28 protein-coding genes and 1 pseudogene are annotated in these 25011 nt (G+C 34.9%); 8 read left to right on the top strand and 21 right to left on the bottom strand.

Annotation, left to right across the window (positions count from 1 at the left end; genetic code table 11):
* Position 1: 1 nt before the first annotated feature.
* The 5 genes and pseudogenes from GKZ87_01790 to GKZ87_01770 all read right to left on the bottom strand — a co-directional run bounded on the left by GKZ87_01790 (position 2) and on the right by GKZ87_01770 (position 4720).
* Complete coding sequence (locus GKZ87_01790) at positions 2-1018, bottom strand: gfo/Idh/MocA family oxidoreductase (protein ID QSI24321.1); 1017 nt, start codon at positions 1016-1018, stop codon at positions 2-4.
* Positions 1019-1022: 4 nt separating this feature from the next.
* Positions 1023-2417 carry a dNDP-4-keto-6-deoxy-glucose-2,3- dehydratase gene (locus tag GKZ87_01785; GenBank protein QSI24320.1) on the bottom strand — a complete coding sequence of 465 codons (1395 nt, stop codon included), beginning with the start codon at positions 2415-2417 and terminating at the stop codon, positions 1023-1025.
* Between the two features lie 4 nt (positions 2418-2421).
* Positions 2422-3317: pseudogene (gene rfbA, locus GKZ87_01780) on the bottom strand (glucose-1-phosphate thymidylyltransferase RfbA).
* Positions 3318-3322: 5 nt separating this feature from the next.
* The gene (gene rfbB, locus GKZ87_01775) at positions 3323-4381 is read right to left on the bottom strand and encodes a dTDP-glucose 4,6-dehydratase (GenBank protein QSI24319.1); all 1059 of its coding nucleotides are present in this window, start codon (positions 4379-4381) and stop codon (positions 3323-3325) included.
* A gap of 156 nt (positions 4382-4537) precedes the next feature.
* Entirely contained in the window at positions 4538-4720 is a 183-nt protein-coding gene (locus GKZ87_01770; GenBank protein QSI24318.1) for a hypothetical protein, read from the bottom strand.
* Positions 4721-4775: 55 nt separating this feature from the next.
* Between GKZ87_01770 and GKZ87_01765 the strand changes: the two genes are divergently transcribed.
* From GKZ87_01765 to GKZ87_01730, 8 genes are all read left to right on the top strand, one after another.
* Positions 4776-4970, top strand: a complete 195-nt coding sequence (locus GKZ87_01765) for a hypothetical protein (protein QSI24317.1) — start codon at positions 4776-4778, stop codon at positions 4968-4970.
* 433 nt (positions 4971-5403) lie between these two features.
* The gene (gene tnpB, locus GKZ87_01760; protein ID QSI24316.1) at positions 5404-5652 is read left to right on the top strand and encodes an IS66 family insertion sequence element accessory protein TnpB; all 249 of its coding nucleotides are present in this window, start codon (positions 5404-5406) and stop codon (positions 5650-5652) included.
* Positions 5653-5839: 187 nt separating this feature from the next.
* Entirely contained in the window at positions 5840-6007 is a 168-nt protein-coding gene (locus GKZ87_01755) for a hypothetical protein (GenBank protein QSI24315.1), read from the top strand.
* Positions 6008-6013: 6 nt separating this feature from the next.
* Positions 6014-6253 carry a hypothetical protein gene (locus tag GKZ87_01750; GenBank protein ID QSI24314.1) on the top strand — a complete coding sequence of 80 codons (240 nt, stop codon included), beginning with the start codon at positions 6014-6016 and terminating at the stop codon, positions 6251-6253.
* A gap of 169 nt (positions 6254-6422) precedes the next feature.
* Positions 6423-6713, top strand: a complete 291-nt coding sequence (locus tag GKZ87_01745) for a transposase (GenBank protein ID QSI24313.1) — start codon at positions 6423-6425, stop codon at positions 6711-6713.
* Positions 6575-6940 (top strand): transposase, encoded by a 366-nt coding sequence (locus GKZ87_01740; protein ID QSI27850.1) that lies wholly within the window; start codon positions 6575-6577, stop codon positions 6938-6940. Before GKZ87_01745 ends, GKZ87_01740 begins: the two co-directional genes overlap by 139 nt.
* A complete protein-coding gene (locus GKZ87_01735) occupies positions 6886-7218 on the top strand; it encodes a transposase (GenBank protein QSI27849.1) in 333 nt (110 codons plus the stop codon). Before GKZ87_01740 ends, GKZ87_01735 begins: the two co-directional genes overlap by 55 nt.
* A gap of 3 nt (positions 7219-7221) precedes the next feature.
* Entirely contained in the window at positions 7222-7386 is a 165-nt protein-coding gene (locus tag GKZ87_01730) for a hypothetical protein (protein ID QSI27848.1), read from the top strand.
* A gap of 211 nt (positions 7387-7597) precedes the next feature.
* Here GKZ87_01730 and GKZ87_01725 read toward each other — a convergent pair whose 3' ends face one another.
* From GKZ87_01725 to GKZ87_01650, 16 genes are all read right to left on the bottom strand, one after another.
* Positions 7598-8443, bottom strand: coding sequence for a hypothetical protein (locus GKZ87_01725; GenBank protein ID QSI24312.1), 846 nt, complete (start codon positions 8441-8443; stop codon positions 7598-7600).
* Positions 8444-8751: 308 nt separating this feature from the next.
* Positions 8752-8955 carry a hypothetical protein gene (locus GKZ87_01720; GenBank protein QSI24311.1) on the bottom strand — a complete coding sequence of 68 codons (204 nt, stop codon included), beginning with the start codon at positions 8953-8955 and terminating at the stop codon, positions 8752-8754.
* A 114-nt stretch (positions 8956-9069) separates the two neighbouring features.
* Entirely contained in the window at positions 9070-9279 is a 210-nt protein-coding gene (locus GKZ87_01715) for a hypothetical protein (protein QSI24310.1), read from the bottom strand.
* A 543-nt stretch (positions 9280-9822) separates the two neighbouring features.
* On the bottom strand, positions 9823-11559 hold the full coding sequence (locus GKZ87_01710; protein ID QSI24309.1) for a hypothetical protein: 1737 nt from the start codon (positions 11557-11559) through the stop codon (positions 9823-9825).
* A gap of 19 nt (positions 11560-11578) precedes the next feature.
* Positions 11579-12664, bottom strand: coding sequence for a UDP-galactopyranose mutase (gene glf, locus GKZ87_01705; GenBank protein ID QSI24308.1), 1086 nt, complete (start codon positions 12662-12664; stop codon positions 11579-11581).
* 12 nt (positions 12665-12676) lie between these two features.
* A complete protein-coding gene (locus GKZ87_01700; GenBank protein QSI24307.1) occupies positions 12677-14131 on the bottom strand; it encodes an oligosaccharide flippase family protein in 1455 nt (484 codons plus the stop codon).
* Between the two features lie 17 nt (positions 14132-14148).
* Positions 14149-15045 (bottom strand): glycosyltransferase, encoded by an 897-nt coding sequence (locus tag GKZ87_01695; protein QSI24306.1) that lies wholly within the window; start codon positions 15043-15045, stop codon positions 14149-14151.
* Positions 15046-15064: 19 nt separating this feature from the next.
* Entirely contained in the window at positions 15065-16030 is a 966-nt protein-coding gene (locus tag GKZ87_01690; protein ID QSI24305.1) for a glycosyltransferase, read from the bottom strand.
* A gap of 35 nt (positions 16031-16065) precedes the next feature.
* Positions 16066-17340, bottom strand: coding sequence for a hypothetical protein (locus tag GKZ87_01685; GenBank protein QSI24304.1), 1275 nt, complete (start codon positions 17338-17340; stop codon positions 16066-16068).
* A complete protein-coding gene (locus tag GKZ87_01680; protein QSI24303.1) occupies positions 17334-18299 on the bottom strand; it encodes a glycosyltransferase in 966 nt (321 codons plus the stop codon). Before GKZ87_01680 ends, GKZ87_01685 begins: the two co-directional genes overlap by 7 nt.
* Entirely contained in the window at positions 18274-19077 is an 804-nt protein-coding gene (locus GKZ87_01675; GenBank protein ID QSI24302.1) for a hypothetical protein, read from the bottom strand. Before GKZ87_01675 ends, GKZ87_01680 begins: the two co-directional genes overlap by 26 nt.
* Complete coding sequence (locus GKZ87_01670) at positions 19064-20227, bottom strand: nucleotide sugar dehydrogenase (protein QSI24301.1); 1164 nt, start codon at positions 20225-20227, stop codon at positions 19064-19066. Before GKZ87_01670 ends, GKZ87_01675 begins: the two co-directional genes overlap by 14 nt.
* Before the next feature lie 64 nt (positions 20228-20291).
* The gene (locus GKZ87_01665) at positions 20292-21062 is read right to left on the bottom strand and encodes a glycosyltransferase (GenBank protein ID QSI24300.1); all 771 of its coding nucleotides are present in this window, start codon (positions 21060-21062) and stop codon (positions 20292-20294) included.
* Positions 21055-21780 carry a sugar transferase gene (locus GKZ87_01660; GenBank protein QSI24299.1) on the bottom strand — a complete coding sequence of 242 codons (726 nt, stop codon included), beginning with the start codon at positions 21778-21780 and terminating at the stop codon, positions 21055-21057. The genes GKZ87_01665 and GKZ87_01660 overlap by 8 nt, the downstream gene beginning before the upstream one ends.
* Positions 21781-23001: an aminotransferase class I/II-fold pyridoxal phosphate-dependent enzyme gene (locus GKZ87_01655; protein ID QSI24298.1), complete on the bottom strand. Its 1221-nt coding sequence runs from the start codon at positions 22999-23001 to the stop codon at positions 21781-21783.
* Positions 22998-24875, bottom strand: a complete 1878-nt coding sequence (locus tag GKZ87_01650; protein QSI24297.1) for an NAD-dependent epimerase/dehydratase family protein — start codon at positions 24873-24875, stop codon at positions 22998-23000. Before GKZ87_01650 ends, GKZ87_01655 begins: the two co-directional genes overlap by 4 nt.
* Positions 24876-25011: the final 136 nt, after the last annotated feature.

Here is a 25011-nt window from a genome sequence, read left to right as displayed (position 1 = left end):
CTTACCTTCCTGATAATATTCTTGCTCTTTCCACTAGCTCTGCTTGCTTTTCAATTTCCTGGTAAATTTTTTCCCTTATAATCTCATTATTTACAGCTTCATAAAATTTACGAATAGACTTTTTAAAATGAGAATCTGCCTGCAATTCAATTTTATTTGTTACTCCGTCATGTAAAACTTGAACTATGGGTTTTAGATTGTCTGGAGCTGTGAAAATTCTATCTGTTGATAAAATCCCCTTACTACCCCAAACAGATAAACTACATTGATATTCACAATCCATACCATATTCACCAACAAATACTTCTTCTTTTTCATTTTTGAACATGTAGGAACCATACATATCTACATTCATATCATTATACTCTTTCATCGTACTTGCCAGCATTGTAAGATTTTCCCCTAAAAGTTTTGTTGCTAGTTTAATCACGTAGCCACCTGCATCCAGCAAAGCTCCACCGCCTAACGCTTTATTGTAGCGAAAATCATTTTGCGCTCTCATAGGGAAACCAAATTTAGCATGATATGAATGAACCTTTCCGATTTCTCCATTCTCAATCATCTTTTTAATTTCAGTTATTTGAGAATGATACTGGAACATATAGTTCTCATGTAATGCTAATTTTTTTTCTTTCGCTAATGCGGTAAGCAATTTGCTTGTTTCATATGAAACCGTTGACGGTTTCTCTACAAATACATGCTTTCCTTCCTCCAATGCCAATTTTGCCCATTTATAATGCAATGCTGGAGGCAAAGGAAGGTAAATAGCATCAATATCATTCGATTTAATTAAAGCTTTATAACCAGTATATACGTTACCGCCATAAGTTTCAGCAAATTTTTCTGCTTTTTTTATTTCTTTTGCGATTACCTCATCAGCAACATCGCCATTCCACTCGCTCTTATCAGCAACTGCCACTCCAACATAAGTGAAATCTTTTTCTCCTGTCAATGATGGAAGAAACCTTCTAAACGCGATATCTGACGGACAAATTATCCCTATCCTGATATTCTTCATTTTATCATACCTCCAATAATGAAATCAAATTGCGTAACTGTATATTCAGGCAATTATTAATCTGCACCAATTGATTAAGTGTACTGTAATCTACCCAGAAATATCCATCCTCTTCTGATACATATACTTCTTCTTTTTCTATTTCTATAATTACGTTGTGATTCTGCTCATGATAAAACCGTCCGCCTTCTTCAGAAAGCAAGACGTTATGAAGAACCCTTTCCTCTTTATCTAATTTTTCAAGAAAGATTGAAATAACATTATCGGTAGCGCCATTTATATGTGAAGGCTCAATTTGAAGCGTCGGCCCAAGCTCTAAAATGTCAAAGCATCCAATTTCTCTTTTTGCTTTCACCAAGAACTTGCGAATTCCTTTTTCAACACATGTAAACAGACCAAATATGGCAATTCCAGTGGCTTCAAACAAAGGCTGTGTCCAACGTACTACTTCTCTTCCCTCAATCATTATGTCGCAGAACACTACTTTAAAATTGTGCTCTTGTTTGCAAACAAACTCTTCCCCATTTTTCTCCCATGTAGACAATTCTTTTAATGGAACAAGAAAATCTTTAGTTTCCTCAAACATTTTTATATTATTGATAAACTGATATATACGAGGTATTATCCCTTCATCATTAGCACAAAAAACTGACTTAAATAATGCTTTGTCTTTTGCTTTTTCCATCATTTCTTTTAATTCATCTTGACTTAACGCATGATTATAATACGGAATACAAGATAAAACTGTTCTTGTATCCATATTCACAATATTATCACGCTTCATCAATCGCTTAATTTGTCCTAAAGTCATCCATTTGAAATTTTTTTCAAGTATGATATCCTCATCATTAACTTTGATTATAATATTCCTGTTTCTCTTCTTATAAAACCTAGAGGACTGCTCAGATTGTATCTGATCTACTATAATCTCATAATTGGATGCATCCATAAAGTAGTCTAAATAATTAGGCTTTTTTCCTCCATGTTTTTGCATAAAATTGCTTTTTGTTGCTTGAATCGTAGGAGAAAGCTGTATATTATTCAGATTACCCGGCTCTATTTTAGCCTGCATTAAAAAATTCAACACGCCGTCAATTACTTTACAAATAATACCCAAGTATCCTATTTCATCCTGAATAATGACGGGCTGCTCCTGAACAATTTTGTTTTCTTTCTTTCTCTGAAACCCCTTAATTGTGAAAAAACTGTGATTTTTATTTCTGATGACCCCTTCTTTTTCATCATAAAACCAAAAATCACTTTTTTGTAAGTCAATTTTGTTTATATCAACTTTTGTCGTGTTGTTTAATCTATCAATCCATTCATCAATGTCTGCATTTTTAGATACATTTCCGTCTTCTAAAATCCATGATTCAAAACATAGTTTTTTTACACTCATCCCTTTATCCTCTACTTATCGCTATTTCTTCAACATTTTCATCCGCTAAACGCTGTAAATATCCACCATATTCAGTTTTCGAGAACTGCTCTGCCAATTTCAATAATTGCATCCGATCGATAAATCCTTTGATATAGGCGATTTCTTCTATACATGAAACATAAAGTCCCTGTCTTTTCTGTATAGATGCTACATATTCTGAGGCTTCTAATAAAGAATCATGATTTCCTGTATCCAGCCAGGCAAATCCGCGTCCCAAAATCTTAATATTCAATTTTCCCCTTTCCAAATATCTGTTATTTACAGCATTTATTTCTAACTCTCCACGTTTAGAAGGACTGATAGTTTTCGCGATATCAATAACATCATTATCATAAAAATAAAGACCAGGTACAGCATAATGAGATTTAGGATGTTCTGGCTTTTCTTCAAGAGTCAGAACCTTTGCATTCTTATCAAAAGTAACAACTCCATATTCTTTAGGATTCTTCACATAGTATCCAAATATAGTTGCACCACTTTGTGATACAGCAGTTTCCAAAACAGAAGAAAAATGTCTACCATAAAAAATATTATCTCCTAATACTAGAGCAACCCGATCATCTCCAATAAAAGATTCCCCAATTATAAAGGCTTCAGCAAGACCACGAGGGTTTTCCTGTATAGCATATTCTAAATGAATACCTAACTGTTTGCCATCACCTAACAAATTCTTAAATATTTCAATATCTCTTGGTGTTGAAATAATTAAAATATCACGAATATTTGCAAGCATTATAACGTAGAAAGCGGATAATAAATCATCGGCTTGTCATAGACAGGCAATATCTGCTTAGAAATTGCTTTTGTTAATGGATATAGTCTCGTTCCTGATCCTCCCGCTAATATAATCCCTTTCATATCTATCACCGTCCCTCATACATTTCTTTATAGTAATCCTGATACTTTCCATTTGTTATATGCTCTATCCAGTTTCCATGTGTATGATACCAGTTTAATGTTAATTTAATTCCTTCTTCAAATGTCGTTTCCGGATACCACCCCAATTCATTTTTAATTTTTTCAGGGTCAATTCCATAACGGCGATCATGGCCTTTTCTATCTTTTACATATGTAATCATATATTCGCCAACTTTATCATCAATATTGTTTTTTACATAATCAATAATAGTTTTCACAATAAAAATATTAGTTCTCTCGTTATGTCCTCCAATGTTATATACCTCACCTAAGCGACCACCATTGATTACCATATCAATCCCTTTGCAGTGATCTTCTACATACAGCCAATCCCGAATATTCAAACCATCCCCATAAACAGGAAGATTTTTGTGATTCAGAGTATTATTAAAAACTAGAGGAATCAGTTTTTCCGGGAACTGATATGGTCCATAGTTATTGCTACATCTCGTAATATTTACCGGAATTTTATATGTGTCCGCAAATGCTTTAACAAACAAATCAGCACTTGCTTTTGAAGCACTGTATGGACTATGCGGTGTGATTGAAGTTTCTTCTGTGAAATAACCGGTTTCACCGAGCGAACCATAAACTTCATCTGTAGATACTTGTAAATATTTAACTCCCGCCTTATATGTATCCTCCCCTATTGTCCAGTATTTCTTTGCATTCTTCAATAAATTTACTGTTCCGTTAACATTTGTTTCTACAAATATTTCCGGATTTAAAATACTGCGGTCAACATGACTCTCTGCCGCAAAATTAACTACGTAATCAATATCATACATCTCAAAAAGTGATGCAATAGCTTCTGTGTCACAGATATCGGCCTGTACAAATACATGTCTTTCATCATTTTCAATTTCTTTTAAATTTTCTAAATTTCCTGCGTATGTTAATTTATCTACATTGATAATTTTTATATCATCGTATTTTTTTAATAAAAAGTAGATAAAATTACTTCCGATGAATCCTGCTCCGCCAGTTACTAAGTATACTTTCATATCATTCCCTCTTGACTTTCTTTCTTATCTGAAAAAACATTTCATAAATATAATAATACTAACTCATTTTATTAGAAAAAGCAATATTATAATAGGCTGAAGTAAAAAAGCCTGAAGTGAAAAGTTAAATTCTACTTCAAAGAAATAAAATTGAAATTAGCCATTCAGTAATTCCAGTAGAATTACATGGTTCGTATTGCTCCCTTTCCTTTTCTGATCTAATCCCTTTTTCATGCTCGACACGATCATTCTTCCCTCATCAATAACCGCATCGGTATCTATGCCACAATCGATGAAATCAAACAGCTTGATGAAATCCTGCTTTCTCTGCTTAAACATTATCAAATATGGCTTTCTGTTTGCACACCTGCGCGATAAAAAGGATGCTCAGAGTATGTTAGATGGTGTTGTTCTGCTGGACTCTATCATCGGCTCAGACTTGTTCCACAACAAAGTTCAGATACTTCTTACAGACAGAGGCTCTGAATTTACTGCTGCTGAAACCATAGAAACCAGAGCGGCGGCACAAGAAGAACAAGCGTTTTTTATTGTGATCCTCTGCAATCGTGCCAAAAGGCAGTTTGGATAACAATCATATTGAGCTGCGCTATATATGCCCAAGTGGTACAGACTTACGTAGCCTTGTGTTAGTGGATCAGAATGTAAGCAATCTAAAAAACACACACTACCAGAAAGAAAAAAGATATGTGATAATAAGCATATAGAAAAGGTATGTGCAAAAATGACAAGAGAAGAGACTGGAGTCCCCTCATAAAGTAGTTTATCAAAAGAGAATCAACAGAGTCAGTAAATGAATTCTGCCAAAAACTAAATGTAGGTGTAGCGGAGCTACAGGCACATTACAAACAGAGCAGACAGGATTCTGTCGGGGCAGTAGTCGAGGTCAAATCGCAGAAAAGGAAACAGCCGTTCCTTCAACTTGAGGTCAATGGCGTACGTATCAAAGTTACACCAGATACGGATAAGGAGTTTCTGAAAGATATCCTTACCCTCGTCCGCTAATGCTTATCGATATCGAACATGTAGAGCATTTCTACATCATATGTGGCAGTACAGATTTCAGGAAAGGGATCAAGGGATGTGTAAGGATCATATCACTAATTGAAGAAATTGATCCTTTTTCAGAATCCGTATTCCTATTCTGTAATCGAAAAAAAGATGCGATAAAAGTACTGCACTTTGATCTGAACGGATTTGAGCTACTTACAATGAAGCTGCTGGAAAGCAAATACCAGTGGCCAAAGTCATAAGAGAAAGCAATGGCTATCAAAAAGCAGGAACTGCGCTGGCTATTGGAGGGACTATCCATCGATCAGAAGCGAGCATTCAAAGAAACCTCGAAACGCATATTCTAACGAAAAATGTAGAATATTAAAGACTTAAATTCTACATTTTTTCCTGTTATACTGAATGAGTAAAGATGGAGGTGTCTGCAGGATGGATTATGATAAACTTACCAGAGAAGAGATAGTCAACATGTATCAGACACTATGGCAGAAGAACGCAGATCTGGAGAAGAATACAGAACTCTATAGAGAGCAGCTGAAAAAGAACCAGCAGAAGCTGTATGGAAAATCCAGTGAAAAGATTTCTCTGGTACTGTAGAATGAGATGGACCTCTTCGATGAAGCAGATACATTGGCTTATGAGGATGAGCAGGAAGAAGCAGTCAATATCGCTGAACATAAACGTCATGAAAAGAAAAAATACACGATGGATAACCTGCCAAGAGATATTGAAAAGGAATATCGTGATTATGATCTGGAAAATAAGGATTGTCCAACATGTGGAGGTAAACTACATCAGATCCGTGTTGACGAAAAACTGGAGCTGGTGATAATACCTGCATAACAGAAGCTGATCATCCATAGAATCCCTGAATATACCTGTCGAAGCTGTCATAAGAAAGATAAAGGAACTGTGATCAAGGCCGCAGGACCAGTAACGCTGTTTCCTAAATCGCCAGCATCCGCAAGTCTAGTGTCTTAAGGGAGTGCCAATATATAGGATTGAGCAGAGCATGAAGCAGGAGGGTATCCTGTTTCCAAGACATACATACGCAAGATGGATGTTAGACAGCAGTGATCTATATCTGGAAAAGGTCTATACATATATACATAGAAGACTACTGGAGGAGGATATCATTTATGCGGATGAGACACATCACGATGTATTTACAGATGGCAGAAAAGGCAGTCAGCTGAAGCAGGCCTATATCTGGATGTTCCGAACAGGAGCGACAGCAGAAAAAATATCGTGCTTTATGTCCACAAAAGAGGAAGGAGCGGAAAGATCGCGACGGAATTCCTGAAAGATTACCATGGTTATCTGCAGAGTGATGATTATGCCGGTTATAACGGGGTGAAAGGTACGAGAGTACTATGTCATGCGCATGTACGGAGAAAGTTTGCGGATATCGTAAAAGCGCAAAAAGGAAATGGCAGTGTAGAGGTAGCGAAAGAAGGCATAAAGAGATATAAGGCATATTCAAAACGGACAGTAAGATCCGGAAAGAATGTGGGAAAGAGTATATCCTGATCAGGGAAAGGCGTGAAACAGACATACGTCCAAAGCTGAATGATCTTTTCACATACCTTGATGAAATCGTAGATCAGGTATCAGAAAAGAGTGAATTACACAAGGCAATACAATATGCGAGAACGAATAAAGAGCAACTGTATACATTCTTGAAAGATGGCAGGCTGGAGTTGACGAACAATCTGGCAGAACGCAGTCAGAGGCCAGTGATCATAGGAAGAAAGAACAGTATGTTCACGGGCAGAGCTAGAGGAACACAGAGCAGCGCGGTAATATAGGCTCTGCCCACCATTGTGTGCAGCCTCGTAGAGAGTGCGAAAGAGAATGGATTGATACCGAGGTGCTACTTGAATCACCTATTGGAGGAACTTCCGCTAAAGGAAGAAACAGGTGAATACGAGTTACCGACTGATGCCCTGGCATCAGAACGTACAGAAATTATGTAGTGCAAAAGAGACAGACACCTGATAGTCAAGGGTATCTGCATCTTCTTTTGGATATGTGTTGATTTTAGACCGCTTACAATCAGAATGATTTGAATGCTGTCCTATCGAATGTCAATTCCTCACCAAATCGGGTAGGTAGTTAAGGATGGGTTGCCCGTCCTTAACCTTATTCCTCCCAAACCACCGGAGATGCCGTTCGGCGTCCGGCGGTTCAAAGTCCCAACATTAACTGTTGAGATGTATGTACTTTAGCGTAATGGTCTACTAAGCATAGTAGGCCTTTTTGATTGAGTAATTTATTTGTTATCCATCTTCCAAGCCACTGACCTGCTTTGCAGTATCCTTTTCTGGTATTGGCATATAGCCAGCACCAATATTTTGGCATACCAAGAAAGTATAAGTGATTAGCTCGGTTTTTGACTGTTTTCCACTGCTTCCAATAGCACATTCGGATATGTAATCGTATCTTTCGATCCATTCTCTCCATGATTGCTTTCATATCTGCTATTCGATAGTAGTTTATCCATCCTCTTACGATTTCATTTATCTTTTTCATTCGATATACCATAGATACACCCCAATTCCTCTTTAACAGTGGTTTCAGTTTATATTCTAATTTATTTATCGATTTGATGTGTGGCTTTGGTCTCCATTCATTCTGCTTATGATAAAAGCCAAAACCTAAATATTTGATGCCGTTAGGTCTGCTCACCTTTGTCTTTGTCGCATTCACTTCTACACGCAGGTGTTCATGAAGCCATTTTGTGACCGACTTCATCACTCTATTTGCTGCCATTTCACTTTTTACACAAATGATGCAACCGTCCGCATAACACACATATCTCAATCCTCTTGCACTCAATTCTTTGTCGAATTCATTTAGATAGATATTTGCTAGTAATGGACTGATTGGTGAGCCTTGCACCGTTCCGACTTTTGTTTCCTCAAACGTTCCTTCTACCAGTACACCTCCCTGTAAGAATCTACGAATCAATGATTCTACATCTGGGTCTTTTATTACTTTGTGTACTAGAATCATTAAAATATCTTGATTCACATTATCGAATTTTTGAAAGGTCTAGGTCTACTATCCAATCATAGCCATCATTCATTTATTCTAATGCTTTTATGACTGCCTGTTCCGCTTTTCTTCTTGAACGAAATCCGTAACTAGCATTTGAGAATTCCATTTCAAAGATTGGTGTCAATACTTGGCATACTGCTTGTTCTATCCACCTATCCTTTACGCTTGGTACACCCAAATTTCTTTTACTTCCGTCGTCCTTTGGTATCTGCACTCGTCTGACTGGCAACGGCCTATATTTTCTTTTTCTTATGGTTTCGCAAAGTTCATCGCCATGCTCCTCAATATACTTTGGAAGTTGGAACACTGTCATTTTGTCCGGCAGAGCCTTTATTACTCATTACCTTACGCTTTGCTTCTTCCTTTCCGTCGCTTGTTATTTCCCAACCCTCACGACCACTTGGGTCGACCACAGATTGTTTTGAGAAAATAACGTACATCCATGAACCTCGAAAGCCGGTTCTTTGTTCTGCCCTTCGCTCCATTCCCATTACGGAACTTCTTCACTACTACGGCTTCTGTTGAGAGTCTGCCCCTTAGGTACTTCTCACCGTTCGTTGTTACTACGTTTCTACTGCGTGGCGTTCTCCACCTCGTTTCTACGCCGATGAGACCTCCCCGAAGAAGGTGTGATAACTTTCCTCTCGTGCAGCCTCAGGATTTACTGCTTCGTCATATTTGGCAACTTGGACTTCTCTTTGTCTTGCAAGGTCGTCCAGACTAACAGCCTCATATCCTGTTTCTGTTTGTAGGCCCAAGATTTTGCCCATTGGATTTTTTTTACCCAATATCCGGCTTCCTTCAATCATTACCTCGCGATAATCACCTTGCCTTTGGCTAGCACTTTACTGCATGTTGCCACAACCACGCAACGGACTTTCACCGTCTAGTTATCACCCATGTCGGGTGTACAAGAAAAACTCAATGGAAAATCGCCCATTGAGTATCTCGAATTTCTAAATCCACCAATGATGAAGAAATTCTATGATTTTGGAATAACCAAAGTCGATAAGGTCCGCATCATACTGCAACCTTATCTTATCAAGAAATAGATAAGTAAAATTTAATTGTCAGCCTACACATGATCTTACTATAAAAGTAAATTTAGTCATACAAGTTATTATATAGCTAATTCCATTTGCTTTTCATCATGCATTTTTTTACTTATCTACATTAATAGTGTACCTAAAAATCTAAATCCTGCAAGTGTTTTTCAATTTTAACATCATATACTCTTATTGTCTTCCGTGATTTTCACCTTGAAACAGTAAATTCCACCTGTTTTTCTCCTTTTTGAAGTAAAATTTAACTTTTCACTTTAGAATTCAAAAAATAATCATAGATATTCTCAATTAACTGAGTTTCCAAATTTTATAACCATCTATATCTCCATATAACTTCATTGTGGCATCTTTTTTATAATTCTCAATTACAAAATCCAAAATTTCATTCTGATAACTATTTTCCACAAGGTATACATTCTCTTTTAAAAGTATATCCATTGAATGCTTTAATTTCCTCTGAGAGTACCATGTCATACGTTCTGGATGTTCTGCATCTACTCCGGATAAATAAATAAAATTTTTAAACGCCTGTGGTTCTACTGAGAATCTAGGATCATAGTTTAAATACAACGATTGTATCGTCGTTTGAAATCCAAGTAAATATAAATTATCTGTTTCCTCATACATTGTCTGTAAAAAATCAGATTGTTTATTTTCTGTAAAACTTACTCTATATTTTCTTAAATCATTCAGCCATGATTTGTTCATTACCTCAAAATTATACATATCATTTATTGGTAAAACCCCATATACTTTGAGGAATGCTAGCAATACAAGAACTATAGGAACACATGATTCAAACCTATACGATTTCAAATTATCTTCTACTATATACAGTAGTAATATATGCATGCCAAGAGATAAGAAAATTGCATATTCAACTCTATATACAATACGTCCCATATATATCAAAAACACAATTAAAGCGATAGCACTAGTACAATGTAACAAAGCCGCAAGTCGATTTCCATGCCCAAGCAGGATATAACAAATAAATAAGATAACACATCCCAAAACACTTAAATATTTATAATATCCTCGACTCAATAGCATTCTAATAATAGAGCGTAAATTTTCATGGTCGTTATGCCTATATATAGCCAATATATCATTTATTTGTTTTACTGTTTTAATATTATAAATCTTAGAATCTCCGAATCCCCAATGAATAAAATTGAGATATTCTGTCTTTGTGATACCTGCATCATTTAACTCTTGTTCGATTTTTTCATATGGAACTGTTTTATAATCAGTAATTTCCGCTCGTTCGCTACTAAATTCTTTATATGTAGCATAATCCTGATGTCCATGCACATATATAGAGCTGGAAATCATGGTTATTGCATAAACACATATACAACTGATAAATAATAGACATAATTTTTTAATACCATTACTCCAAATTCGCGTTGAATCCTTTTTTAACAATAATACATATATAGAGGTAATCAAAAAAAACGGCATGCTAATAAAGAAACACTTTGATCGTATCATAGTTCCAAGTAAAATACAGAAAAAACCATAAATCTTATAATTCATATTTGATTGCTTTGCATATAGCGCATAAAGCAAAAATACCTCTCCGCAGCAGATTGCCAACATTGCTGTTTTTGTAAACTGTATTAATTGATATAAATCGCTACTAAAAAAAAACAAGAAAACACTTAGATAAAAATATGTTATGATAGATCTTTTGCTTTTTTTCAACAATAAATAGCTAAAAGAGGTCAATGTACAATAAATAACAATAACCTGAAAGTAAAAATACCAATTAATAGTACTACATAAAGAATAAAGCTGAGATAATAATATACCTATTAGCGGATTCATAAACATGATGTATGGTGAGGGCTCTCCACTATAAGTCCCCGATACCATTATCTGCATTAGAAAGTCATCAGACACCTCATATTTCATCGTACCGCTAAAATAATACAATGCTAGCAATATAGCATTGAGAATACAAGCAATAGCGAAAGGAGAGATTTTGCTTGAACTTTTCCTATTGAAATCAAAACTCAGCATCTTTCAGCCTCCTTTGTGTCTATATTTTTTCTGCAAGATCTAATGCTTTCTCAATTACTGCATCCATGTTGTAATATTTATATTCAGCCAATCTTCCAATAAATAAAATATTCTCTTCCTTATCCATCAATTTTTTATATTGTGCAAATTTATCTGTCCATTCTTTCGTTGGATATGGATAATAGGGCTCATCTCCAAAGCATGGATATTCTTTCATAATTGTTGTTTTTTCATGCTTCTGCCATGTCAATTTCTTAAATTCTGTAATGCGAGTATAATCATAGTCATTTGGATAATTCACAACCGGTGTAGCCTGAAAAGATTCTGTATCTAGTGTTTCCATTTTAAACTGTACGCTTCTATATTTGAGTTTTCCGAATTTATAATCATAAAATTCATCAATAGCACCTGTATAAATCAATGTATCATAAGCTACCTCATTCATTATATCTTGATAATTCGTGTTCAATAAAATATGTATATTTTTCTTATCCAGCATTTTCTGAAACATTTTTGTATATCCGTATTTTGGCATTCCTTGATATTTATCTGCAAAATATCTAGTATCTCTATTAAAACGGAACGGAATTCTGTTGATTACCGAGGTATCAAGCAGAGCCGGGTCAACTCCCCACTGCTTCATTGTATAATTTTTAAAAAACTTCTCGTATATATCTTTTCCTGCTTTGCTTAATGCCACATCCTCGCTTGTTTTTACTTCTTCCATCTTTTCTCTGTGTTTTTCAATAAACTCCTCAAATTCATAGCAGGATAGATTCAAATTGTATAATTTATTTATAGTTTCAACCGAAATCGGCATGGGCAACAGATTTCCATCGACAAATGTTAATACTCTGTGCTGAAAGTCATTCCATTCCGTAAATTTCCTCAAATAATCATATACTCGTTTACTATTAGTGTGAAATATATGCGGTCCATAATTATGAATTAAAATACCTTCATCATTAAAGCTGTCATATGCATTACCACCTATATGATTTCGTTTATCAATGATTAAGATTCTCTTGTCCGTTTTCTCAGCTAAACGCTCAGCCATTGTTATTCCTGCGATTCCCGCACCTACAATAACATATTTATACTTCATAATACCTGCCTCCTATTTCCTTTTCACCGCTTTGCCTAACATTTTAACTTTCAGAACATTCAGAATCGAATATATATAAACATCCTTTCTGAAAATAAGAGTAGCAAAGTAGAAAATCACTCCTACCACAATAATCAACATTGTGGAAAGTACATTCGGATTTAATGATATGCTCAATCCATAAACTCCTATAAACATTATAAAACCAATAACGAAATAGCGCAATGACTCTTTCATAATGCTTCCAAATTCAATATCGTCTCTTACACAATATATTTGAAATAGCGTTACAGATAATTCCGCCGCAAGTGAAGCAATGGTAGCACCCAGTGATAATAAAGTAGGAATTAAAAGTATATTTAAACATAAATTGATAACAGAGCCCATGATTGTAGATATTGTATAAGCCTTCTGTCTGCGTGTTGGAAGCAGCAGTTGAATACCGATGACATTACTCATACCAATTAACAGTATGATTGGAGAGGTTACCATGACCAGATGCACACTTGGAACAAATTCTTTTCCTAAGAACCATGGTATTAAATTGGGAGCAATCCCCATTAACCCAAACATTATCGGAAATCCCAAAATCATGACAAACATTAAAGAATTGTGTATGTATTCTCTAATTTCCTTCAAATTCTGTTCTGCGAACAAGTTAGAGATCCGTGGCATCATGACTGTTCCAAGAGATGTTACAATAGTCAAAGCCAACTTTACAATTTTCTGCGCCTGCTCATAATAGCCAATCTCTTCTGTATTTCCAGTAAGAAGTTCAATCATTGTACGATCCAGAACCGTATAGATAGATACTGCAATCTGCGGGAAAAACAATACCAGAGTTGGCTTTATATGTCGCGCTATTTCCAGCTTTACTCCATTCAGCTTTACAACATATTTCGGTAAAGTAATCCACATACTGATATTCCCTAGTAAAATAGACAATGACTGTATGGCGATATACAATGGTAGATCATCTGGAGATTTTATAAACGCAAACACACAGAAAATGCTGATAAACCGTACAACAATGTTTCTTAAAATAATTTTCTGAAACTCTTCCATTCCTTGATAAAAGAAGTTTATATCAAATATGTTGGCGATTATATCTATAATCTGAATCATAAAGAGAAATTTATAATCCGGCAGTTTCAGATATACAAAAATATATACCGCCAAACTGATAAGAACACTGCATATTTTTAAAAGTACAAGCTCTGTCAGAATTTTTGTACGTTTCAAAGTATCCTTTTGACAATATGCCACTTCTCTTTGTCCATATAACCCCAACCCGATACAACCAAGTAGAGTAAAGTAGGTTACAATAGATTGCGTAAAGCTATATGTACCAATTGCTTTAGCCCCCAGAACCCGTGATACATATGGCGTTGTAATCAATGGCAAGGCAATCAATAAAAGCTGATAGCACAAATTAAATATATAGTTTAATTTTACACTTTTTTTCATATATCCCTTTCCTTGACTTACTCAATATAATCAATTTTAGGTTTAAATTTTTTTCTCTGGCGCATACTGTGACAAATCGTTCTTATTTTTTTTCTTTTACCTTTTCCATCACTTTTGATAATTAATATAATTTCCAGCAGAGTTCTGTAATAGAATAAAAACATATTGAGCTTACCGCCTTCCAGTTTCTTAACATAATACATATTCCTATAAGAATAATTATATCGAAATAAGCGATCTGGAGATTCTGCAATAATATCCGTTGGGATATTGCTCGCCATTTTATGCACAACACGGCTATTACTGACGAAATAGCATGGATATTTCATACTTATACGTTTTGTATATTCCGCATCATCCCCCCAAATGAAAAATTCTTTTATTGGAAGCCCTAATTCCCTTACAATATCTACTGAGAAAAAACAGGAAACAAAGGAGCATTGCTTTACTCTCAGCAACCCTTTTTCTAACAGCGATGTATCTTCATACCAATTTTCTTCGATATTCGGTATATTCATATTGCATGCACTGCCATCTGTCCATCTTACATCACTGCAAAGGAATCCGAATGGTTTTTGCAACAAATCTTTTGCTTCCATGAGCGCCTTCAATGTGTTGGTCTCTGTCAATGTATCATCATCCATAATCCACAGGTATTTATACTTCTTTTCAACACCAATACGAATGCCAGTTGAAAATCCCCCTGCACCACCTAAATTTGTTCCAGTATTATGATAGATGATATCACTATTTTGAATATATTCCCTTATATACTCTTTAGTGCCATCTGTACTGGCATTATCAACAACTAGAATATCAAAGTCCTTATAGCTCTGCTTTAAAAGATGATCAATTGCCTCCTTCAATAATACTTTTCTATTGTAACTGACGATAATTGCTATCACACTTTCCACTCTTTCCACCTCATCTTTCTTACATATGAAAGAGCTTATGTTTAACTGCAAGCATAAATTTAGCCATACGGTAATTCCGATTGCCAATTGCCTTACATATGCTACGGTATAATAAACTACGTTTTTTAAAATAAACATTGGATGTCCATTTCGGAAATTCTATATCTATGTAATCTACAAAAGTTTCTAATTCCTTTTGTCTGCCATAGCTTAATAACAACTCACCACTTTGCGCAATTAGATTGCTAATGCAGATATATTCCAATTCCTCATAATATTCTTTTTTATCTACACCGTTTAATGTATGGGCAATCGCTTTTTTCATATCTAACATCTTAGGTGAATATTGTTTTTGATTCATTATGGAAGATATCCTTTGTCTATAATAATACAGAGGTTCTTTTACATAGTAAATACTTTCTATATAATTCACATAACTTCCGGTAGTTGCTCGGTCCTCATACCAAAGGCCCTTAGGGAATAAAATATGATTTTCTTTATATATCTTTGTTTTGATGATCTTATTCCAGGCTGTTGGCGGACATAGAAGATATTGTTTTTTATTTATAAAACCACTTGGTTCTTCTATTATCGTTATAGTTCTTTGATTGTTTTCATCAAACTGCACATAATTAAATACAATCAAATCTGTATTTGAAGAAGCTATCGTATTCGCAAGAATTTGACAGGCATCTTTTCTCAAATAATCATCACTGTCCAAAAACATTAAATAGTCGCCTTTTACAAAACTAATGCCAAAATTTCTGGCATCACTAAGTCCGCCATTTTCTTTTTTATGATATTCAAATATAGTTGGATGCTTCTTTACGTACTCCAGCGCAAGTAGCGCAGAATCATCCTGACTTCCATCATCAACAATAATTGCCTGAATATCTACACAGCTACTTTGTTCAAGAATTGAATGCAGGCATTCTTCTATATATTTTTCAACGTTATATAACGGAATTATAACTGATATCTTCATACTACCTCCATTAAGAGCATTATCTGGAAACCTATTTATTGGTCTTTCATTTTTAGTTCATTCAATAAAGCTAAGCCAAACAAAATAGATAAGATTGGAAAAATTGCCTCTCCTTTTAATTCGAAAATGGCAAATAAGAGAAGAAGAAGATATGCCATCCAACTCCTTTTCTCCTTCAAGTTATCTTTTATTTGAAGTATGGCTACCACTACACTTGTATAGCGGAGTAGCTGAAAGATAACCCCTCCGAACAACAAAGGTCTTAGTAATCCTATATCCGTCCCCATATAGTATGTACCATCAGTATTTGTGTATCTTGCTGTTCCGAATAGAATTGTCTGTAAATCAGGCTTCACATACATATTTTTTAATGAAACTGTTGATGAAGTTTCCAGGCTACCGGTTTGAATGAGGTTTATCAATGCCTGAAACACCCAGTACAGCCATGCGCGTAATGGCTCACAGATAATAGCACAAACAATAAGCACCCCAAGTGATATCAACAGCACATGCAGTATTTTGGAAAATAAATCTTTATTTTCCATAGCCATCAATACTAAAAAAATCATTAAAAACAGTACGGATACTACAAGACCAATTCGTCCATAGAAAAAATTACCGAGTAAGCTTGTAAGGAGCATTGCCATGTTGCAGTTGAAATTTTGTTTATTCTCTACATATATGACATACATCATCAACACTGCGACAATTGAACAACGTAAGGTATATGTAAAGCCAGAAAAACCACACCACCCAAATCTTGTAACATAGCTTGGAAGAGCCGTCAATCTGTATGCATTCATATCCGCACTTGTAATGTCCAATATGAACTCTTTTGCCCCCGGTACTGCGATAATTACACACGTTCCTATCACATATAGGCAAGTGGCCAGAGAGAAATACTTAATGAACAGCTTGCCATCGTATACAGGAGAAATATATTTTAAAAATAATAAAAGCAGAAACAGAATTTTTACAGATTCTTTACAAATCTGGATAAATCTTATTGTAAAATAACTGAAATCATACGTTTGATATAATATTGGCAAAGCGAGACTAAGTATTCCCAGTAAGACAATTGAAATCAAATAATACAGCAACTTACTGTGTATACAAGCCTTAAACAAAACAAGCACATCCTTGTAATTCACAGCCATGTAAATAAGAGGAATACCATAATAGATAAAATAACCAATCCATTCAAAATTTTTGACAATCACACTGTAATAATAAAAAACAGAAAGCAATACATATCCGATATGAAATCCTTTAACACTAGGAAGCCTGTTCATTATATTTCCCCTCACCATGAATTTCTCCTACTCAAATGGCAGTAAAGTGAATCATCCAACAAGAATAAACAAACCTTTGCTTTATTTTTCCAGGATTTCGCCTTTCCTATAACAAACTCCTTGTCTCTTATTTGAGCATATTCGGGCTGATTCACCCCTGCTTTAGCATACATATATAAATACTTTTCTAACAAACTCTCCATAAACAGCGATCTCAGTGGTTCTTCCTCTTTACTGAAGATACTTTCTAGACTTCTTAAAGTAGCGTATAAATCCTTAACATTTTTATACAAATACTTATTTGTTGTAATAGAACCGCTTCTGATCAGATAATTGTAAAAGCATAAATCGCTCCGAAGCACCTTATCTGCAAGAGCAAGAGCCCTTGGTGTAAATTCTTCATCCTCATGATAAATTCCGACACGAAACTTCAGATTATGCACCTGTAAAAATGTGCGATTATATACATATTGCACCGCTGCCATACTCATAGTTTTGTTAAACAATTCCTGTATCATATATGCTTTGCCACTCATTATTTCATATGGCTTATTATGATTGTAATATGGATACTTAATGTATCCGTTATTCACGATTTTCATTTTCGTTGTGACAACATCACAAGCAGATTGCCCTATGCTGCGACATAAATCTTCACATGCATCATTGTCGATGTAATCATCAGAATCAAGAAATATAATATAATCACCTTTTGCAGCCTGTATACCGGTATTCCTTGCGGCAGACAAGCCTTGATTTTCTTGATGAATGACTGATATCCTGGAATTATTATTCGCTAATTCCTGACATAGCTCTTTCGACGCATCAGTGGAGCCGTCATTCACAAGCACAATTTCCAAATTGCCGTATGTCTGATCTAACACACTTGTAACACACTTATTTAAATAAGCTGAGGTATTGTAAACAGGGATGACAATTGTAAACATTAATTCATTTATATGTTCTGTTTTTTGCATCAAGAGCACCTCGATTCATTATTTTCATCAGATACGAAAATTTTTTATTATACATTTTTCTATGTCTGGCGGCATCCTGAAAAATCAAAACCCAATAATATCTTCTATTTATTAAATAATATAGCATTCCCTTATCGACAAAATATTTATCATTATAGCCGTGAAACCATGATGATTGTCTGTCATCAGTTAATGTACCTATTGTCTGTGCTACTGCATATACATGCAGTCCTGCCTTTAAACAGGCATTTAAAAACAGTGTATCTTCTCCATTTGAATGTAATGTTCCTCCACCAAAGCATGTATTAAACAAAATACCATGCATATGAATGCTTTTTGTTCTGATTGCAACTCTTGCAGTGCCGTACCGCATAAAATTAAAGAAATTCACTCTATGATCTTCTTTTATTTTATACCTTTTAGAGTATTTTTCATCAAGATTGAAGATCAGTACATCCGCATTCTTATATTTTTGAAAGCATTGAAGAACAATGCTTTCATAGTTATTGACATAAACAATATCATCATCTCCAAACAGACAAAATTCGGAATTCGTGCGCATTAGCAGATTATTTCTATTTAATCCCACTCCTTTTTCACGAAACTGATATGCTGTGTGAATTGCATTATTATATTCAAATTCAGTAATTTCATTCTTATCTGATTGATTTCCAATCCGTGAACTGCCCTGTATATTCATTCTATTCAGAAGTTCAATATAATCTTTGCAGTGCATTGTTGTTATCAGAACCTCTACTCTGTTTTTAATCTCTTTCATAAATATCTCTTGTATATACTTTATACCTTACGTCATATAAGCTTTCATCTACTCTATTCGCAATAATCAAATCGCTTATCTCTATAAATTTCTGAAAATTATTTTCCAAACGCTGGCCCATGAATTTTATAGTTTCTATGGAAGGCTCGTATATCACAACTTCTGTACATGATTTTATTAAATCAATTACATCCTGTATAGCTGACATTCTGAAGTTATCGGAATCCTTCTTCATTGCTAAACGATATATTCCCACACAGCTTGGTTTTTTTTCTAAAATCATATGCGCAATATGCTTTTTTCTTGTATCATTTGCAGAGACAACCGCATTGATGATATCATTCGGAATACCTTCAAAATTTGCTTTCAACTGTTTGGTATCTTTAGGTAAACAATACCCACCATATCCAAAGGAAGGATTGTTATAGTGATTACCTATGCGAGGATCTAATCCGATTCCCTGAATAATTTGTTTTGCATTTAAATGCTTTAACTCGCAATATGTGTCCACCTCATTGAAAAAAGATATTCTCAATGCCAGATATGTGTTGGCGAATAACTTTATGGCCTCTGCCTCAACGGATTGTGTAAACAAAACCGGAATGTTTTCTTTCAATGCGCCTTGCTTCAATAATTCTGCAAATAGATGAGCTTCCCTACTCTCCGCACCTATAACAATACGTGATGGATATAGATTGTCATACAAAGCCTTTCCTTCACGCAAAAACTCCGGGGAAAAGAAAATACGCTCTGTTTCATACCTACTAAGGAGTGAATTAACATATCCTACAGGTATTGTGGATTTGATTACAATAGTACCTAGTTGATTTATTTTCAAAACATCCTCTATTACATTTTCCACTTTGCTTGTATCAAAGCTATTCTTTTTCTCATCGTAATTTGTAGGTGTTGCCACAATAATAAACTCTGCATCTTTATATGCTTTCTCCTTTTGATTGGTCGCAGTTAAATGCAAATCCTTGTTTTTCAAATAGTCTTCTAGCAATGCATCTTTTATAGGAGATATTCTATTGTTAATCATGTCTACTTTTTCAGGAATAATGTCATAGGCGACTACATTATTGTGTACAGACAGTAATACAGCTATCGATAAACCGACATAGCCAGTTCCTGCAATGGCAATTTTCATAATTCTCCTCCTCTCATTCGATCACTTAGAAATATAGCATTCGTCAATACAGAATCCTCTATTGTCAAAATCTGATTTCTCTTTTTCTTTTATTACTAAAATAGACAAAAATATTCGCAACCGTATACAGCATACTCTTTATATAGCCAAATTTTACTGATGTCCTATACAATAGATAATGATATTTTAAAAGCCTTAATTTAGAGCCTGATGACAGTGATGAATTAACTATTCGATAATTTGCCAAATCCTTATCCAAAAGATATCCTTTTTGACATATGTTCAGTATTTTAAACCATAGCGCATCATCGTTTCTCTTGTCAATTTTCTCTATTTGTATGACTCCAACTCTTTTGGCATTGTACATGACAGATAAGCAGCCAATGGAACATCCCAGCAATGCCCTCTTATAGGACAACTCTGCCGGGGCGATTCGCCTTATATGCAGGGATTCTCCATTTTCATCAATTAGAGAATAATTATGATAAGAGAAATCAATATCCTTCTCTCTCATGAAGGCCAATTGCTTCTCCAGCTTATTCGGTTTCCAAACATCGTCCGAATCCAGAAAGGCAATATAATCTCCTTTTGCTTCTAATATCGCTTTGTTTCTTGCTATTGAAGCTCCACCCTTTTCAGAAAGTGTATAAAAGCGAATCCGCTTATCTTTCTGTACATATCCTTTTATAAGTTCAACACTGCGATCTGTAGATAAATCATCAACGATAACCATCTCCCAGTTTTCATAGGTTTGTGCCAAAACGCTTTTAATTGTCTGTTCGATATATCTCTCCCCATTGTATAAGGGAGTTATAATTGAAATTAAATCATTCACCTGCATCATCCTTTTTCCTGCATACTGCCAATACTGTTTTAAAGCATATTTTTATATCATTCATTATTTTGAAATTCTTCAAATATTCTGTATTGTATTTCATTTTCATAGGCAATACATACTCCGTATATGCTAGATTGATACTCACCCCCTCATTACACCTCATATAATCTCTTAATAATCGTTCTTCATCTTTAAATTTTATACTTGCCATAGATGTAATTCCTGCCGGCAATAAGAGCGTAGCCATCATTTCATCAGTATAGCTCTCGATATACTCAGCCACCTCGGGACGAGCCCCAACAAAGCTCATATCGCCTTTTAGCACGTTTATTAACTGAGGGATTTCATCAATCCGATATTTGCGCAATAAACCACCTACCTTAGTAATACGAGAATCGTTATAAGCGGTTACCCTTGTGCCATACTCTTCCGCATCACTTACCATCGTCCGAAACTTCATGATTTCAAAAGTTCTGTTATATTGTGTACCACGTTCTTGCTTAAAAAAAGCAGGTCCCTTTGAGTCTAGCTTAATAATTAAAGTGATGACAAGCATAATAGGACACAGTAATATCAATAAAAACAAGGAAATGCTGATATCAAATATTCTTTTAATAAACAAGCTGATTTTTCTTTTCTTTAATATTTTGTAATAAGCAAAGACCTCATCTAATTTCATAGACGCAGGCAGATCATCCCACTTCCTTAACAACATTTAAAAATCCTCCAATATGGCATTGAGCTCATTGATAATATAATCTACTTGCTCATCATGCAATTCATTATAGAGAGGCAAGGTTATCTCATTACAATACAGCTTATATGCGTTCGGATAGTTATCTATGTTAAAGCCAAGCTGTTTATACGCTGTAAGCAATGGCAAAGGCTTATAATGAACATTGCAGGCAATTCCCTTTTCTGCCATCTTAACAATGATTTCATTTCTCTCACGCTCACCGACATTAGCTATCCGTATCATATACAAATGTCCACTTGATGTATAATCAATGCCTGTATGTGGCACTACAAGTACCTTATCTGTACGCAAACCATTCTTATATTTTTCAATAATTCTATGCCGTTTCCACAATATATTTTCATAGCGTTCAAGCTGTGCCAATCCAATACTTGCCTGTATATCTGTCATATTACATTTGTATGCAGGGGATAAAACATCATATTCCCATGCTCCCGCTTTCATTTTATTTAATGCATCTTTGCTTTGTCCATGCAGTGATAATAACTGATATTGTTTATATATCAACTCATCTTCTAAGCCTTTACATACCCTCCATGTAACTGCCCCACCTTCTGCCGTCGTCAAATTTTTGACAGCATGAAAGGAAAAGGTAGTAAAGTCTGCCCAACATCCTGATTTCAATCCCTTTGCCTCAGCACCGATACCATGGGCACTGTCCGCAATTACAATTACACGATTAAATATCTTTTGCAAATCATTTGTTGGAGTAAACATATCTTTATTTTTATTTACTTCCCTAAAAATTCTTTCATAATCACACAAAACCCCCGCTATATCTACGGTGATGATTGCTTTTGTCTTTTTATTAATCTTCTCGCTTATCGCGTTATAATTCAATTCAAAGGAATCATTCAATGTATCTACCATAACCGGAGTAGCACCAACATGACATATAGGACTACAAGAGGCCGTATATGTGTAAGCTGGCACAATGACCTCATCTCCAAAACCAATCCCCAGTAAACGCAACGTCATTTCCAATGCCGCTGTTGCAGAGTTCAAACATACCACCTTGCTTGTCCCGCAATACTCTGCCAACCTTTTTTCAAACAGCTTCGTTTTAGGTCCTGTAGTAATCCAGCCTGATTTCAGTGTATCTATAACCTCATGAATTTCCGCATCTGTAATATCAGGAGGTGAAAACGGTATATTCATTTCAGTAATTTCTTCTGTCATACGATTTCCCTCTCTTCGTTTTTTATAAGTTTTAGAATCAAATCTCTGTATTCCTCTTTTGACAATTGTTCATTTAATGCATTATGCAAACAGCTTAGCTTTTCTTCTATTTCCAGCTCTGTAATTCCCATCACAGTGTTTTTTAAAATTAGATTGTTTTTGGTTTTCACAGTTACTTCACCATCAATACGCAATTCTTCAAACATCTTTTCCCCTGGACGTAGCCCTATTTCTACAATATCAATATCCTCATATGGTCGCAATCCAGATAACTGTACCATCTTCTCAGCCAAATCTAAAATCTTCACTGGCTCCCCCATATCCAAAATAAAGATTTCACCTTTATCCGCATAATATCCTGCCTGTAATACCAGTTGTGCCGCCTCGGGTATAGTCATAAAATAACGTACAATGTTTTTGTTGGTAATCGTAATTGGTCCTCCCTCAAGTATTTGCTGTTTAAATATAGGGATTACCGATCCATTTGAACCTAGAACATTACCAAAACGGACAGCTGCCATCTTTGTCACTCCATTCTTACCGTATGCCTGCAGAAGCATCTCTGTTAGACGCTTGGTTGCCCCCATGACATTGGTAGGATTCACAGCCTTATCCGTACTGATCAAAATAAATCTGGAAACTCTGCTTTTGATACAAGCACGCAAAACATTTTTTGTACCAAACACATTATTCTTTATTGCTTCTTGAGGTCTTGTTTCCATCAACGGCACATGCTTATGCGCTGCCGCATGAAATACTACATCGGGTAGGTATTCTTTAAATATATCACAAATTGATTTATATTCGCGAATGGATACAATTAGAGAAATAATCTCGATAGATGTATCCAGCTTTCCATGCATCCTATCTCTGTTAAACTCCTGTTCCAGCATATAAAGGGAATTTTCGTTGATATCCAACATCAACAATGCCTTTGGTTTAAATTTAACAATTTGACGACACAATTCAGAACCAATAGATCCTCCTGCACCGGTTACTGTAATAACCTTGCCAGCTATATAAGAGTTTACTTCTGATTGTTCAAGACGAATTTCACCTCGGCCCAGCAAATCTTCAATGGAAATATCACAAATAGGAAAATACGATTCATTCATATCTTCTAAAAGTGTATCTGCTTTCTTCATTATTTTTATTTTAAGATTTATAGCCTGACAAATATCATTGATTCTTCTTAATTCGCTCTTTGTCGCACTTGGTATTGCAAGATATGCTAGATTTACAGGGTACTTTTGGACAATTTCGGGAAGGTCATATGTTGTACCAAGGACACTGTATCCTGCAATCATCTTATTTGTGCGCTTATCATCCACAAAACCTATAACATTTACCTTCATCTTATTGTTCTGCAATATTTCTTTCAATAAAATATAACCTGCATCTCCTGCACCTATGATGATAATATTTTCTCTGTATCTGTCTCTGTTTGAATAGTGCCTTAACAAGCGATATGCCAGCCTTAAATTAAACATCATTAAAATAGACAGTATCCCTGCCACAAAAATAACGCTAATATAAAACCCTCTAATTGATGTAAAAAAGACAATTAAGCTCAATACTGCACTTGCACATAAAACAGAAACACTAATTCGAACACTTTCAATAGTACCTATATATTTCCATAAACTCTTGTGTATTTTAAAGATAAAAAAGCTAACGGCATATACAACTAAAATTGTAAATAATACGATGAAAAGCTCATGTATTTGTATATGACTAATTTTTCTTATATCAAAATCTATCTTTGCCCAATATGCAATAAAGAAAGATAATAATACAATGCTCAAATCCATAATACATAAAATCCATTCTCTGTATTTCTTATATAACGGATTCGCAAAAATCTTATCTAGCATATTAACACTCCCTCACATGTCTAAGTGTATAACTTTTATTTATTTTATTATTCAGTTAGCATATTTTATTTATCAGGTATTTTTTTATCGAGATAACCCATTTTATTATAATACGATTTTAAAAAAAAGCAATGGT

The sequence above is a fragment of the Erysipelotrichaceae bacterium 66202529 genome (assembly GCA_017161075.1).
Lineage (GTDB): Bacteria > Bacillota_I > Bacilli_A > Erysipelotrichales > Erysipelotrichaceae > Clostridium_AQ.
This window is presented reverse-complemented; position numbering and strand designations above follow the sequence as displayed.

What these genes read in the sequence shown, in the direction of transcription:
- GKZ87_01790 (QSI24321.1), bottom strand. Translation starts at nt 1,018, where the DNA reads ATGAAGAATATCAGGATAGGGATAATTTGTCCGTCAGATATCGCGTTT.
- GKZ87_01785 (QSI24320.1), bottom strand. Translation starts at nt 2,417, where the DNA reads ATGAGTGTAAAAAAACTATGTTTTGAATCATGGATTTTAGAAGACGGA.
- rfbB (QSI24319.1), bottom strand. Translation starts at nt 4,381, where the DNA reads ATGAAAGTATACTTAGTAACTGGCGGAGCAGGATTCATCGGAAGTAAT.
- GKZ87_01770 (QSI24318.1), bottom strand. Translation starts at nt 4,720, where the DNA reads ATGTTTAAGCAGAGAAAGCAGGATTTCATCAAGCTGTTTGATTTCATC.
- GKZ87_01765 (QSI24317.1), top strand. Translation starts at nt 4,776, where the DNA reads ATGTTAGATGGTGTTGTTCTGCTGGACTCTATCATCGGCTCAGACTTG.
- tnpB (QSI24316.1), top strand. Translation starts at nt 5,404, where the DNA reads ATGCTTATCGATATCGAACATGTAGAGCATTTCTACATCATATGTGGC.
- GKZ87_01755 (QSI24315.1), top strand. Translation starts at nt 5,840, where the DNA reads ATGGATTATGATAAACTTACCAGAGAAGAGATAGTCAACATGTATCAG.
- GKZ87_01750 (QSI24314.1), top strand. Translation starts at nt 6,014, where the DNA reads ATGGACCTCTTCGATGAAGCAGATACATTGGCTTATGAGGATGAGCAG.
- GKZ87_01745 (QSI24313.1), top strand. Translation starts at nt 6,423, where the DNA reads ATGAAGCAGGAGGGTATCCTGTTTCCAAGACATACATACGCAAGATGG.
- GKZ87_01720 (QSI24311.1), bottom strand. Translation starts at nt 8,955, where the DNA reads ATGGAGCGAAGGGCAGAACAAAGAACCGGCTTTCGAGGTTCATGGATG.
- GKZ87_01715 (QSI24310.1), bottom strand. Translation starts at nt 9,279, where the DNA reads ATGATTGAAGGAAGCCGGATATTGGGTAAAAAAAATCCAATGGGCAAA.
- GKZ87_01710 (QSI24309.1), bottom strand. Translation starts at nt 11,559, where the DNA reads ATGCTGAGTTTTGATTTCAATAGGAAAAGTTCAAGCAAAATCTCTCCT.
- glf (QSI24308.1), bottom strand. Translation starts at nt 12,664, where the DNA reads ATGAAGTATAAATATGTTATTGTAGGTGCGGGAATCGCAGGAATAACA.
- GKZ87_01700 (QSI24307.1), bottom strand. Translation starts at nt 14,131, where the DNA reads ATGAAAAAAAGTGTAAAATTAAACTATATATTTAATTTGTGCTATCAG.
- GKZ87_01690 (QSI24305.1), bottom strand. Translation starts at nt 16,030, where the DNA reads ATGAAGATATCAGTTATAATTCCGTTATATAACGTTGAAAAATATATA.
- GKZ87_01685 (QSI24304.1), bottom strand. Translation starts at nt 17,340, where the DNA reads ATGGTGAGGGGAAATATAATGAACAGGCTTCCTAGTGTTAAAGGATTT.
- GKZ87_01680 (QSI24303.1), bottom strand. Translation starts at nt 18,299, where the DNA reads ATGCAAAAAACAGAACATATAAATGAATTAATGTTTACAATTGTCATC.
- GKZ87_01675 (QSI24302.1), bottom strand. Translation starts at nt 19,077, where the DNA reads ATGAAAGAGATTAAAAACAGAGTAGAGGTTCTGATAACAACAATGCAC.
- GKZ87_01670 (QSI24301.1), bottom strand. Translation starts at nt 20,227, where the DNA reads ATGAAAATTGCCATTGCAGGAACTGGCTATGTCGGTTTATCGATAGCT.
- GKZ87_01660 (QSI24299.1), bottom strand. Translation starts at nt 21,780, where the DNA reads ATGTTGTTAAGGAAGTGGGATGATCTGCCTGCGTCTATGAAATTAGAT.
- GKZ87_01655 (QSI24298.1), bottom strand. Translation starts at nt 23,001, where the DNA reads ATGACAGAAGAAATTACTGAAATGAATATACCGTTTTCACCTCCTGAT.
- GKZ87_01650 (QSI24297.1), bottom strand. Translation starts at nt 24,875, where the DNA reads ATGCTAGATAAGATTTTTGCGAATCCGTTATATAAGAAATACAGAGAA.